General features: G+C 59.5%; 10 protein-coding genes. 5 read left to right on the forward strand and 5 right to left on the reverse strand.

The features are described from left to right. Positions 1-10 precede the first annotated feature (10 nt). On the forward strand, positions 11-853 hold the full coding sequence (gene xdhC, locus BLL42_RS04720) for a xanthine dehydrogenase accessory protein XdhC (protein WP_071551001.1): 843 nt from the start codon (positions 11-13) through the stop codon (positions 851-853). Between the two features lie 22 nt (positions 854-875). Continuing rightward, positions 876-2180, forward strand: a complete 1305-nt coding sequence (gene guaD / locus BLL42_RS04725) for a guanine deaminase (protein ID WP_071551002.1) — start codon at positions 876-878, stop codon at positions 2178-2180. Positions 2181-2339: 159 nt separating this feature from the next. On the opposite strand, the gene BLL42_RS04730 is transcribed toward guaD, so the two are convergent. Continuing rightward, on the reverse strand, positions 2340-3104 hold the full coding sequence (locus BLL42_RS04730) for a GntR family transcriptional regulator (protein WP_071551003.1): 765 nt from the start codon (positions 3102-3104) through the stop codon (positions 2340-2342). 347 nt (positions 3105-3451) lie between these two features. Between BLL42_RS04730 and BLL42_RS04735 the strand changes: the two genes are divergently transcribed. Further along, on the forward strand, positions 3452-4642 hold the full coding sequence (locus tag BLL42_RS04735) for a benzoate/H(+) symporter BenE family transporter (protein ID WP_071551004.1): 1191 nt from the start codon (positions 3452-3454) through the stop codon (positions 4640-4642). A 129-nt stretch (positions 4643-4771) separates the two neighbouring features. On the opposite strand, the gene BLL42_RS04740 is transcribed toward BLL42_RS04735, so the two are convergent. Continuing rightward, entirely contained in the window at positions 4772-5116 is a 345-nt protein-coding gene (locus tag BLL42_RS04740; protein ID WP_071551005.1) for a YggL family protein, read from the reverse strand. 233 nt (positions 5117-5349) lie between these two features. On the opposite strand from BLL42_RS04740, the gene dacB reads away from it, so the two are divergent. Then, positions 5350-6810 carry a D-alanyl-D-alanine carboxypeptidase/D-alanyl-D-alanine endopeptidase gene (gene dacB, locus BLL42_RS04745; protein WP_071551006.1) on the forward strand — a complete coding sequence of 487 codons (1461 nt, stop codon included), beginning with the start codon at positions 5350-5352 and terminating at the stop codon, positions 6808-6810. Positions 6811-6899: 89 nt separating this feature from the next. Here dacB and BLL42_RS04750 read toward each other — a convergent pair whose 3' ends face one another. Both BLL42_RS04750 and rlmKL read right to left on the reverse strand, forming a co-directional pair. Beyond that, the gene (locus tag BLL42_RS04750) at positions 6900-9299 is read right to left on the reverse strand and encodes a sensor domain-containing diguanylate cyclase (RefSeq protein WP_071551007.1); all 2400 of its coding nucleotides are present in this window, start codon (positions 9297-9299) and stop codon (positions 6900-6902) included. 137 nt (positions 9300-9436) lie between these two features. Further along, positions 9437-11707: a bifunctional 23S rRNA (guanine(2069)-N(7))-methyltransferase RlmK/23S rRNA (guanine(2445)-N(2))-methyltransferase RlmL gene (gene rlmKL / locus BLL42_RS04755; protein WP_071551008.1), complete on the reverse strand. Its 2271-nt coding sequence runs from the start codon at positions 11705-11707 to the stop codon at positions 9437-9439. 545 nt (positions 11708-12252) lie between these two features. On the opposite strand from rlmKL, the gene rmf reads away from it, so the two are divergent. After that, complete coding sequence (rmf, locus tag BLL42_RS04765; protein WP_003223300.1) at positions 12253-12468, forward strand: ribosome modulation factor; 216 nt, start codon at positions 12253-12255, stop codon at positions 12466-12468. A 150-nt stretch (positions 12469-12618) separates the two neighbouring features. Here the strand turns inward: rmf and BLL42_RS04770 are convergent, their stop codons facing one another. Next, positions 12619-13638: a quinone-dependent dihydroorotate dehydrogenase gene (locus tag BLL42_RS04770; protein ID WP_071551009.1), complete on the reverse strand. Its 1020-nt coding sequence runs from the start codon at positions 13636-13638 to the stop codon at positions 12619-12621. Between the last annotated feature and the right edge of the window lie 166 nt (positions 13639-13804).

Raw genomic sequence — 13804 nt, forward strand, 5'->3', positions numbered from 1 at the left:
GAGGTGGGACATGTACAACTGGATCAGCGCCCTCGCCGACCTGCAAACCCAGGGTGAACCCTGTGTGTTGGTGACCATCATCGAAGAGCTCGGCTCGACGCCGCGCAATGCCGGTTCGAAGATGGTCGTCAGCGCCACGCAGGCGTTCGACACCATCGGTGGCGGGCATCTGGAATACAAGGCGATGCAAGTCGCCCGGGAGATGCTTGCCAGCGGCAAACAGGACACCCACCTGGAGCGCTTCAGCCTCGGCGCCAGCCTCGGCCAGTGCTGCGGTGGCGTCACCGTGTTGCTGTTCGAACCCATGGGCCAGGTGCAAGCACAGATCGCCGTATTCGGCGCCGGCCACGTCGGTCGGGCGCTGGTGCCGTTGCTGGCCAGCCTGCCCTGCCGCGTGCGCTGGATCGATTCGCGGGAGGCAGAGTTCCCCGAACAGATCCCCCACGGCGTGCGTAAAATCATTGCCGAAGAACCGGTGGACGAAATCGACGATCTGCCCGCTGGCAGTTACTGCATCGTCATGACCCACAATCACCAGCTCGACCTGGAACTCACCGCGGCGATCCTCAAGCGCAACGACTTTGCCTACTTCGGCCTGATCGGCTCGAAGACCAAACGGGTGAAGTTCGAACACCGCTTGCGCGAGCGCGGATTCGACAACGCCGTGCTGCAACGCATGCGCTGCCCGATGGGTCTGGGCGAGGTCAAAGGCAAACTACCTGTGGAAATCGCCATCTCCATCGCCGGCGAAATCATCGCCACCTATAACGCGAATTTCGGCCAGCACACCGCGAAAGCCGAACCGATTGCCAAACTGCTGCCCGCCTCACGCCGCAGTCACGCTTCGAACTAAAAAGCCACGAACCGAGAACGACATGCCTTTGACTCGCAAAGCCTACCGCGCCGCCATTCTGCACAGCATCGCCGACCCTGCCGTGGTTGGCATCGAAGCCTCCTACGAGTATTTCGAAGATGGCTTGCTGGTGACTGAAAACGGCCGGATCAGCGCCATTGGCCACGCCCGAGAACTGCTCGCCAGCCTGCCCGCCGACATTCAAATCACCCATTACCAGGATGCGCTGATCACTCCGGGCTTCATCGATACGCACATTCACCTGCCGCAAACCGGCATGGTCGGCGCTTACGGCGAACAACTGCTGGACTGGCTCAACACCTACACCTTCCCGTGCGAAAGCCAGTTCGCCGACAAGGCCCACGCCGAAGAAGTCGCCGACATCTTCATCAAGGAATTGCTGCGCAACGGCACCACCACCGCGCTGGTGTTCGGCAGCGTGCACCCGCAATCGGTGAACTCGTTTTTCGAGGCCGCACGGACGCTCGACCTGCGGATGATCGCCGGCAAGGTGATGATGGACCGCAACGCGCCGGACTACCTGACCGACACCGCCGAATCCAGCTACGTCGAGAGCAAGGCACTGATCGAGCGCTGGCACGGCAAGGGTCGTCTGCACTACGCGGTGACGCCACGTTTTGCCCCGACCAGCACCCCGGAACAACTGACCCTCGCCGGCCAGTTGCTCAGCGAATACCCCGACCTGTACATGCAGACGCACATCAGTGAAAACCTGCAAGAAGTCGAATGGGTCAAAGAGCTGTTCCCGGAGCGCAAGGGTTACCTGGACGTCTACGACCACTACAAATTGCTCGGCGAACGCTCGGTATTCGCACACGGCGTACACCTGTGCGACGACGAGTGCGCACGCCTGGCTGAAACCGGTTCGGCTATCGCCTTCTGCCCGACCTCGAACTTCTTCCTCGGCAGTGGTCTGTTCAACCTGCCAATGGCCGAAAAACACAACCTGAACGTGGGCCTGGGCACTGACGTCGGCGGCGGCACCAGCTTCTCGCTGCTGCAAACGCTGAACGAAGCCTACAAAGTCATGCAACTGCAAGGCGCACGCCTGAGCCCGTTCAAATCGCTGTACCTGGCGACCCTCGGCGGTGCCCGCGCACTGCGCCTGGAAGACAAGATCGGCACCCTGCAACCGGGCACCGACGCCGACTTTCTGGTGCTGGACTACAACGCCACGCCGCTGCTCAGCTATCGCCTGAAACAGGCCAACACCATCGCCGAGACGTTGTTTGTACTGATGACACTGGGTGATGACCGGACCGTGTTGCAGACTTATGCGGCGGGTAACCTCGTTCACCAGCGCTAAGTTTCCCCAGGCATAAAAATCCCCCGTAGCTTTACAGCTCGGGGGATTTTTTATTGCCTGTCAGATTGCCAGGATCGCAGCCTGCGGCAGCTCCTACGTAGGAATGCGTCCCTTCGTAGGAGCTGCCGCAGGCTGCGATCTTTTCGGCCCTCCAGCCAATCAGAGCTTGGCCGTTGGTCGCCCTGGCTTTTTGGTCTGCAACAGGTGCGAGAACACGGCATGCAAATCGTCCGAGGCGCTTTCTTCGTCGAGGTTGAGTTTGCTGTCGATGTGATCCATGTGATGCATCATCAGGCTCACCGCCAGATCGGCGTCGCGGGCCTCGATGGCATCGATCAACTGAGTGTGCTCATCGTAGGAGCAGTGCGAGCGGTTACCACTTTCGTACTGGGCGATGATCAAGGACGTCTGCGACACCAGGCTGCGCTGGAAGCTGATCAGCGGGGCGTTCTTCGCCGCCTCGGCCAGCTTCAGGTGGAATTCGCCAGACAGACGGATACCGGCACCACGGTCGCCACGGGAGAAGCTGTCGCGCTCGTCGTTGACCATCTGCCGCAGCTCGGCAATCTGTTCGGCCGTCGCGTGTACGACTGCCAGTTCGGTGATCGCCTTCTCAACCAGACGCCGCGCCATGAATACCTGACGGGCTTCTTCAACACTCGGGCTGGCAACCACGGCGCCACGGTTGGGACGCAACAGCACCACACCTTCGTGGGCCAGACGCGACAGCGCGCGGCGAATGATGGTGCGACTGACCCCGAAAATTTCTCCCAGCGCCTCTTCGCTCAATTTTGTACCGGGCGCCAGACGCTGTTCGAGGATGGCCTCGAAGATATGCGCATAGACGATATCGTCCTGGGTTCCGCTGCGGCCGGCTTTGCCTGCTCGCGGTTGTTTCTTGAGGGGCTGCAACTGTTCGTTCATGGGCACTCGAGTCGGGAGAACTGCGGCGAATTGACCGTGACTGTAATACGTCACAGAGGGTCGCTGGCAAGTATCGCGTAAAAAACACAGCACATTGTACACAACCGCTGGGGGCAACACGACTGTACGGCCATTTACGCCCCCGGCTGTATTGCAACGCCCCGTCACGTTTAAGTTTAGGCTTGGACACAAACCCCGTGGCTTATACCCCCGTGTAGGAGCTGCCGGAGGCTGCGATCTTTTTCTCGGCAACACCACAAAAGCCAGGATCAAAAGATCGCAGCCTCCGGCAGCTCCTACGCAGGCAGTGTCATCGAGATTTTCAACAGAACAAGGAACACCGCGCCATGACCGACGCCACTCACGTGCACCTTCGCCCACTGGCCGACACTTCACCTTCGGCCATTGTCGCCGGGTTCATCGCCATGATGACCGGCTACACCAGCTCGCTGGTGCTGATGTTCCAGGCTGGCCAGGCGGCGGGCCTGAGCAGCGGGCAAATTTCATCGTGGATCTGGGCGATTTCGATTGGCATGGCCGTGTGCTCGATCGGTTTGTCCTTGCGCTATCGCACACCGATCACCATTGCCTGGTCGACGCCCGGTGCGGCGCTGCTGATCACCAGCCTGTCGGGCGTAACCTACGGCGAGGCGATTGGCGCCTACATCACTTGCGCCGTGCTCGTCACCCTTTGCGGAATGACCGGCAGCTTCGAACGTCTGCTCAAACGCATTCCTGCGTCACTGGCGGCGGCGTTGCTGGCGGGGATTCTGTTCAAGATCGGCAGCGAAATTTTCGTCGCAGCCCAACATCGCACCGGACTGGTACTGGGGATGTTTTTCACCTACCTGGTGGTCAAGCGCCTGTCGCCGCGTTATGCGGTGCTGGCGGCGCTGCTGATCGGCACTGCCTTGTCCGGCTTCATGGGCCTGCTGGATTTCAGTGGTTTTCATCTCGAAGTAGCAACCCCGGTCTGGACCACCCCGCACTTTTCCCTCGCAGCGACCATCAGCATCGGCATTCCACTGTTTGTGGTGGCGATGACCTCGCAGAACATGCCCGGCATCGCCGTGTTGCGCGCCGACGGCTACAACGTGCCGGCCTCGCCGCTGATCACCACCACCGGCATCGCCTCGCTGTTACTGGCGCCGTTTGGTTCCCACGGGATCAACCTGGCCGCCATCAGCGCCGCAATCTGCACCGGGCCACATGCCCATGAAGACCGCAACAAGCGTTACACCGCGGCCGTCTGGTGCGGGATTTTCTACGGGATTGCCGGGGTCTTTGGTGCAACCCTGGCCGCATTGTTCGCCGCCTTGCCCAAAGAGCTGGTGCTGTCGATTGCCGCGCTGGCGCTGTTCGGCTCGATCATTAACGGCTTGAGCATCGCCATGAGCGAAGTGAAGGAACGGGAAGCGGCGCTGATCACCTTTATGGTCACCGCGTCGGGGCTGACGCTGTTTTCCATTGGCTCGGCGTTTTGGGGGATTGTCGCGGGTGTGGTGACGTTGATGATTCTGAACTGGCGCAAGGCCTGAAACGCAAAAGATCGCAGGCTCCTACAAATGCGTACACCCTGTAGGAGCTGCCGAAGGTTCGGGCCGCGTTCGGACGATCTTTTGATCTTTGCAAAAACGGCGACCCTCGGGTCGCCGTTTTTTTGAACATCAAGCTACCGGATTGATCGGCTTTTCCGGGTACCAAACGTCCAGCAACGGGCTGACTTCTGCGCTGGTCAGCTCGGAGCGAGCTTTCAGCCAGGCTTCAACGGCGGCGCGTTGTTCTGCGCTGACCGAGCCACGTTTCTGCAGGCAAACCAGACCGAAGTCGTCGCCGCCAACGTAGCCCAGGCCGTTCGCTTCCATGGCTTCTTTCAGAAACGCGTCGAGGAAAGCGTCAATGACTTCATCAGCCAAATCTTCTTTGAAATCCAGGTTCAGTTCGAAACCCAGCTCTTGAAATTCATCGACGCACAGTTTTTTGCGCAGACGCTGGGAACGGTTAGTCGCCATTGGAACAATCCTCAAAAGTAATAACGGGCGGCACTTTAGCAGTTTAAGCCGTCGTTTGCCCGACTCTCTCGGGGCTTGTGCCTACCGCCGGTAAAAAAATAGCGGATTCGACCCTCTGCGTACGGCACAAGCCGCTATTGCTTGGGGCATAATGCCGACACTTTCGCGACCACTGAGGGAATTTATCTTCATGCCCTCATCTTTTCCCCCTCGGCTGTAGGGCTTTATTTCAGATGATCAAATCTTTGCGTCCATTGCTTCTCGCCAGCCTGCTTGTGCCACTGGCCTTCCCGATTTCCGCCGCCCCGATCAACACAGCCTTGTCACCCAACGTTGAAAAGGCTCTCAGAGCCAGCAAGTTGCAGGACAGCGCCCTGTCGCTGGTGATGATTCCACTCAACGGCCCGGGCACACCGACGGTCTTCAACGCAGACGTTTCGGTCAATCCGGCCTCGACCATGAAACTGGTAACCACCTACGCTGCGCTGGAAATGCTTGGCCCGAACCACCAGTGGAAAACCGAGTTCTACACCGACGGCACCCTCAATGGCGGCATCCTGCACGGCAACCTGTACCTCAAGGGTGGCGGCGATCCAAAGCTGAACATGGAAAAACTCTGGCTGCTGATGCGTGACCTGCGGGCCAATGGCGTGCAGCAAGTCACCGGCGACCTGGTGCTGGACCGCAGTTTCTTCGTCCAGCCGCAATTGCCTGAGTTCAATGACGACGGCAAAGACGAAAACAAGCCGTTCCTGGTCAAACCTGACGCACTGATGGTCAACCTCAAGGCCTTGCGCTTCGTGGCCCGAAACGACTCGGGCAAGGTGCTGGTGTCGGTCGAACCACCGATCGCCAGCATTCGTATCGACAACCAGGTCAAAGCGCTCAGCGGCAAACAGTGTTCCGGGGGCGTGCGCTACAACCCGGTCACCCAGGCCGACGGCAGCGTGAGCGTGACCGTTGCGGGCCAGTTGGCCGACGGTTGCAGCTCGCAGACTTACCTTTCGCTGCTCGATCATGCGACCTACACCGCAGGCGCCGTACGGGCAATCTGGCAGGAACTGGGCGGCAGCATCCAGGGCAAGGACCGTCTGGCCGCCGTGCCGAAAGATGCCAAGGTACTGGCGCGAGCGTTCTCGCCGGACCTGGCGGAAATCATCCGCGACATCAACAAATACAGTAACAACACCATGGCGCAGCAACTATTCCTCAGCCTGGGTGCGAAATACCGCACCGACGCTGATGCTGACGATGCAAAAGCCGCACAACGGGTGGTCCGTCAGTGGCTGGCGAAGAAAGGCATCACCGCACCGCACCTGGTGATGGAGAACGGTTCCGGTCTGTCGCGTGCCGAACGGGTCAGCGCCCGTGAAATGGCGAGCATGCTGCAGGCTGCCTGGAGAAGCCCATACTCGGCCGAGTTCGTCAGTTCGCTGCCGATCAGTGGCATGGACGGCACCATGCGCAAACGCCTCAAGACCACCGCAATGAGGGGTGAAGCACACGTCAAGACTGGCACCCTGAACACCGTACGCGCCATCGCCGGTTTCAGCCGCGACAGCAACGGCAACACGTGGGCGGTGGTCGCGATCCTTAACGATCCCGCACCGTTTGGCGCGCATACAGTGCTCGATCAGGTGCTGCTGGACCTGTACCGCCAGCCGAAACTGGCGACAGCCGAGTCGGCACTTTAAGCCCTTAAAGATCGCAGGCTTCGCCAGCTCCTACATGGAATGTGTACGCCCGTAGGAGCCTGCGATCTTTTGATCTTCAGCGGCATCAGCTATGCCAGCTCTACCTCAACCCGATCCCGTCCCGCCTGTTTCGCGGCGTAAACCCCCGAGTCCGCGCGCAACAACAAGGCATCGGCGCCTTCTCCGGAACGCCAGCTGGCGATGCCGAAGCTCGCAGTCACCGTACCCAGCCCGTCGATCGGCGTATTGCGCAAGCTCTGCCATAGCTCGACGGCCAACGCATGGGCATGCTGCCCGTTGGTGTCCGGACACAACACCATAAACTCCTCGCCTCCCAGGCGACAGAACACATCGGTACGACGCAAGCGCTGACGGATACGCTCACAGATCGCCTGCAACACCCGATCGCCTGCCGCGTGACCGTTCACGTCATTGATGCGTTTGAAGTGGTCGATATCGAACATGATCACCGCCAACTCCCCGGTACCGCGCTCGACCCGAGCCATTTCCGTGGTCAGCCGCTCCTGGAAATAGCGTCGATTGTGAATCCCGGTCAACGAGTCGGTCACCGACAACGCGCGCAGCTCTTCCTCGACCCGCTTGAGGTCGGAGATATCCGAAATATAACCATGCCACAGCACTCCACCGCCGGGCAGTTCTTCCGGCGTTGCCTCACCGCGCACCCAACGCAGACCACGGACGGGCAACTGCACGCGGTACTCTTCGCGCCACGGGCTGAGCTTTAATGAAGAGATCCGGATCGAGGCACGCACCCGAGCGACATCCTGCGGATGGATCCGCTCGAAAATGGCCTCGGCGTTCTGTTGCAGTACGTCCGGATCGATCTCGTAAATATCGCGGATGCCATCACTGGCGTAGATCACACTGAAGCGCCCATCCGCCACCATCTTTAACTGATAAATGCCGCCCGGCACATGCGCGCTGAGTTTTTTGAGCAGCAAATCGCGCGCCGCCAACGCTTCATGCACCCGCTTGCGCTCGGTAATGTCGATGCAGATCGCCAGATTCCCGACCCAAAGCCCCAGCTCATCAAGCACGGCGGTGGCGAGCATGTTCACCGTCAGATGGCTGCCATCCTGACGCACCAAGGTCCATTCACGCGCTTCATGCCCACCCTCCTCGCCACCTTCCACCAGCATCGCCTGACAGCTCGGCACCGGTTTGCAGTAACGCTGACTGAGTTCCATGGCTCGCGCTTCCAGCTCAGCGGGCAGATGAAGGCTTTCCAGGGTCGCATGTCCCAACACTTCGACACTGCGATAGCCGAGCATGTGCTCGGCACCGGCATTGAAGGTTGTGATCACGCCACGCAGGTTGGTGGCAATCACTGCCACTTGGGTCGCTGCGTCCAGCACCCCGCGTAACTGCCCATGAGCGCCGCTCAACTCCAGCTCTCGCAAGCGCAACTCGCGGGTGCGCTGCTCAACCAGCGCCAGCGCTCGTTGCCGTTGACTGACCAGCATGTAGAGCAAGGCACTGAGCAGCACGCTCAACAGAGCCCCCATCACGATCAGACCGGCAACCGCCGAATGATTGGCGTGCTCAAACACGGTACTGGTGCGAACATCGAGGTCGTAGACATGATCGCCCAGTCGCAACATCGAGCCGTAATGCAACGGATGGTTCGCCACCGGGTTGGTGGATTCGTAGAGTGCTTCTGCCCGACCGTCCTGCGCCCGACCGCGAATCTGTACCACAAGGTTGTCCTGACTTGGCATCGGAAAACCATCGGCCATCAACTGACGCATGCTGATCACTGCCAGCACGTAACCAAGGGGCGCGGTGTCATGAGCAGGTGCTACGGTATGGCGCAAAACCGGCTCGACCAGCAGAACGCCACGGGCATACTCGGGATCGACACCCATCAGTTGCATGGGGTCGGACACCGCCATCCCGTTGAGGTTGCGAGCCCTTTGCAGGGTTGCGCGACGAGCCGGTTCCGAGAGTAAATCAAAACCCAGCGGCGCGCCTTTTGAGCCTTGCACCTGGCTGTACAACACCGGTGCGTATTCATCACGTTCGACGGCGGGCTGCAACGTTGCGGAAGGTGTCAAATCGCAGATGGAAAACCCTGTTTTACCTTGCTCGCGCACCCGTCGCTCGAACGCGGAACGTTCACTGCGGGCAACCAACGGCGCCCAGGCGTAGGCCTGAGTTCTATGCAACAGTGCTTTGGTAAAGCCGTCGAACTCTTCACGAGAGACCGATTCGGAGTTGACGAAGAATCGCCGCACGCTATCAAGGCGCTGTTCCTGATCGTCGAAACGCTCGGCAATCCGGCTTTTGCGCTCGTTGACCAGCAAATGAAAACGCTGCGCCATCTGCTGATGGTGCGCATTGAAGCTGGCCCAGGCGAGCAGCCCCGTCAGCACGCCACCGCCCAGTAGAACTAGCAGCGCAACGAGCCAGGCCGAAACATCTTCACTGATGAAGCCCAAGATCTTGGGTCGTACGGCGTGCAACGGCATAAGCGAAACTCAAAACGCCGGCGTGCTTTGGCGTCACCTGGCTTTGAGTAAAGTTATAGCCATTAGCCATTAGATTAGCCAGCGCAAAAAGACCAAAGAGCCTCGAAAAATCAAGGCTCTATGGATCCAATCAGGCGTTAGCGCGCCATGATTTTCCAGGCGCGATGGATCTTGCCGTTACGGGCAAAGTCCGGGTCGATGGTTTGAGCGGTGATCTCCTCGACGGCATAGCGCGCCGTGAGGTTTTCTTCGAGCTGGAACTTGCGAAAGTTGTTGGAGAAATACAACACGCCACCCGGCGCCAGACGAGCCATGGCCAGGTCCAGCAACTGCACGTGGTCACGCTGCACGTCGAAGATCCCTTCCATGCGCTTGGAGTTGGAGAAGGTTGGCGGATCGATAAAGATCATGTCGAACTCGTCACGGTTGGCTTCCAGCCAAGCCATCACATCGCCCTGCTCCAGGCGGTTCTTGTCAGAAAAACCGTTCAGTGACAGGTTGCGGCGCGCCCAATCCAGGTAGGTTTTCGACAGGTCGACGCTGGTAGTGCTGCGCGCGCCGCCTTTGGCCGCGTGGACGCTGGCTGTTGCGGTGTAGCAATACAGGTTGAGGAAGCGCTTGCCGGCCGCCTCCTTCTGAATCCGCAGACGCATTGGACGGTGGTCCAGGAACAGCCCGGTGTCGAGATAGTCGGTCAGATTGACCAGCAACTTCACGCCGCCTTCATTCACCTCGGTGAACTTGCCCTGCGCGCTCTGGCGCTCGTACTGCTTGGAGCCGCTCTGACGCTCGCGACGCTTGACGACCACGCGGCTCTTATCGATGTTCAAGGCTTGCGGAATGGCCGCCAGCGCATCGAACATCCGCGCCGAGGCTTTTTCCGGATCGATCGACTTCGGTGCCACGTACTCCTGGACATGGACCCAGTCGTGATACAGGTCGATGGCCATGGAATATTCCGGCATGTCGGCATCGTAAACGCGGTAGCAGTCGATACCCTCGCGCTTGATCCACTTGCCCATGGCCTTGAGGTTCTTTTGCAGGCGGTTGGCAAACATCTGCCCGCCTTCGCTCAGACGTGCCTGTTCAATAACAGGAGCCGGCGCCGGGGCGGGTTTGATCGGGTTGCCGTTCTTGTTGTACTGACGCTCTTGCGGCTCGACCGGCGCCTGATCGTAGGCCGCCTGTTCACGTTCAGCCTGACGCTGTTCCGGGGTACGACGCTCACCGGTGACGAACTGGTCCGGCAGGACTTTGATCAGCAGCAATTTGCACGGCAAGGCGCCGTTCCAGAACGAATACTGTTTGTGGCTACGAATCCCCATACGCTTGCCCAGATCCGGCGCGCCGGTGAACACCGCCGCCTCCCAGTTCAGGCAGGCCTGGCGCAGACGCTCGCCGAGGTTCTGGTAGAGATAGAGCAAGCTCGCCTCGTCGCCCAGACGCTCGCCATACGGAGGGTTGCAGATCACCAGGCCTTTCTGGTTCTGGTCCGGACGCGGCTCGAAGGTTGCGACTTCACCCTGGTAGATCTTGATCCACTCACTCAAGCCTGCGCGCTCGACGTTATTGCGGCCCGGTTGAATCAGGCGCGGGTCGGCTTCGTAACCGCGAATCCACAGCGGTGGCTTGGCCAGACCGGCAGCGGCGCGGGCGACGGCTTCTTCGTGAAGTTTTTTCCACAGCGCTGGCACATGACCGAGCCAGGCGGTGAAGCCCCACTGCTCGCGACGCAGGTTCGGCGCCATGTCGGCAGCGATCATCGCGGCTTCGACGAGGAAGGTACCGACACCGCACATCGGGTCAGCCAAGGCGCCGCCTTCAGCCGCAATGCGTGGCCAGCCGGAACGGATCAGAATCGCCGCGGCGAGGTTTTCCTTCAGTGGCGCTGCACCTTGCTGCAGGCGGTAACCGCGCTGGTGCAGGCTGTGGCCGGACAGGTCGAGAGACAGGATCGCCTCGCCACGGTCCAGACGCAGGTGAACGCGCAGGTCCGGGTTGAGCTTGTCGATGGACGGACGCTCGCCCGACGGGGTGCGCAGTTTGTCGACAATGGCGTCCTTCACTTTCAGCGCGCCAAAGTGCGTGTTGTCGATGCCCGAGCCGTGACCGCTGAATTCGACGGCCAGGGTGCCGTCATTGAGCATGTGGTCTTGCCACTCGATATCCAGCACGCCGTGGTACAGGTCTTCGGCGTCCTTCATCGGGAAACGCTTGAGCACCAGCAGCACCCGGTTCGCCAGACGCGACCACAGGCACAGGCGATAAGCCGTTTCCATGTCGGCCATGCCGCGCACGGCCGACGTGTGCTCACGCGCTTCCTCAAGGCCAAGCCCGACGGCTTCCTCGATCAGCAGGCCTTCGAGGCCCTTGGGGCAAGTGAGGAAGAGTTCGTAACGATCCGACATGGGAGTTCCAGGGCCTTTAGCAATAAGTGAACGGGCAACGCATTGACCGCTCGGTTTTCAATCAAGCGCTTTTCTTGAAGAGCGCTCGCGTGGCACGAAAGTGTGCCGTCCCACCCTGGCCGCTCACTCAACCAACCGGTTGAATGAGCTTAGATGCCCAGGCAGATAAAAAATTCTGTGCAACAAAATGTCATAACTCGACCCTTCGTCGAATAGTACCCGAGTGCAACGGGTGGACATTTTCACTAAAAAATCAGCCTCATCATCCAGTGAAAGGCTGATCATATCGGGCTTTGGTCAATGAATACGAAAATTACATCGTGTTACTTATGGCCTTAGCATCATTATCGTTACGTCCTTATGACAAAACGATCATTCCCTCGATGTGACGCATTGGTTAGAACTCAATACAGGTTGACGCCGCAACGACGTCAACACCTTGGCTCGTGACGCCGGCAGCGAGCCACCAACGGCAGAAATTTTTCTGCCTGACCTCGATAGAGGTCAACGCGACGAAAACAGTCAACAAGTGAGGGCAACACCCTATGAGAAGACTTAAGCGTGATCCGTTGGAAAGAGCATTTTTGCGCGGATATCAATATGGCGTTGGTGGAAAATCCCGTGAGCTTTGCCCATTTACTCTACCGTCGGTACGTCAAGCCTGGATCAACGGCTGGCGAGAAGGACGCGGCGACAACTGGGACGGTATGACCGGCACTGCGGGAATCCATAGACTCAACGAACTTCACGCCGTCGGCTAAACAGGGCACATACTCCGACACAAAAACTTGATTACGTAACGACTTAACCACGCACGTCCTCTCCGGACGGCGGGCTTCGGCCCAGGGGCTCCTTCGAGGAGCCCTTTTTTATTTCCGTTGCCACAAAGATTTCGCGCAGGAGGTCTGTACTTACCTCAGGGCGGCGATGGCATCCACCGATTCGCGAATCAGCGCCGGGCCTTTGTAAATGAAGCCCGAATACAGCTGCACCAGACTGGCGCCCGCAGCGATTTTCTCAGCCGCATGCTTGCCTTCGGTAATACCGCCCACCGCGATGATCGGCAAACGTCCAGCCAGCTCAGCCGCCAGCACCTTGACCGTGTGAGTGCTCTTGTCGCGCACCGGGGAGCCAGACAATCCACCCGCCTCGTCACCGTATTCCATGCCTTCGACGCCTACACGGCTCAGGGTGGTGTTGGTCGCAATCACCGCGTCCATCCCGGTGTCGATCAGCGCTTGAGCCACCTGAACGGTTTCTTCGTCGGTCATGTCCGGCGCGATCTTGATCGCCAGCGGTACACGCTTGCCGTGGCGTTGAGCCAGGTCTTCCTGGCGCTGACGCAAGGCTTCGAGCAGTTGCTTGAGTGAATCACCAAATTGCAGGCTGCGCAGGCCTGGCGTGTTCGGCGAACTGACGTTGACCGTCACGTAACTGGCGTGGGCGTAGACCTTGTCCAGGCAGATCAGGTAGTCGTCGACCGCACGCTCAACCGGCGTGTCGAAGTTCTTGCCAATGTTGATCCCCAGCACGCCCTTGTATTTGGCAGCCGCCACCCGTGCCAGCAGATGATCGACGCCAAGGTTGTTGAACCCCATGCGGTTGATGATCGCCTCGGCTTGCGGCAAGCGGAAAATCCGTGGTTTCGGATTACCCGGTTGCGGACGCGGGGTGATGGTGCCGATTTCAACGAAGCCGAAACCCAATTGCGCGAACCCGTCGATGGCCGCACCGTTCTTGTCCAGACCGGCCGCCAGACCCACCGGGTTCGGAAAGTCCAGGCCCATGACATTCACTGGCAACTGCGCTGGCGCCTTGCACAGCAAGCCATTGAGACCCAAACGCCCACCTGCGCCGATCAGGTCCAGGGACAGATCGTGGGAGGTTTCCGGGGAGAGTTTGAACAACAGTTGGCGGGCCAGGGTATACATGGGCGAATTTGACTCGGTTGGCGGCGAAATAAGGCGGCGATTATAGCCGTGCATCGACGTCGCAAGCGAGGCGCACGACAAAATCAGCCATCAATGGCATATGCCTTGCACCAACCTGCTCATCTGCCCCCATACCAATAGCGGGATGAGTGCCAGGCTGCGATTA

It is taken from the genome of Pseudomonas frederiksbergensis, assembly GCF_001874645.1.
GTDB classification, from domain to species: Bacteria; Pseudomonadota; Gammaproteobacteria; order Pseudomonadales; family Pseudomonadaceae; genus Aquipseudomonas; species Aquipseudomonas frederiksbergensis_B.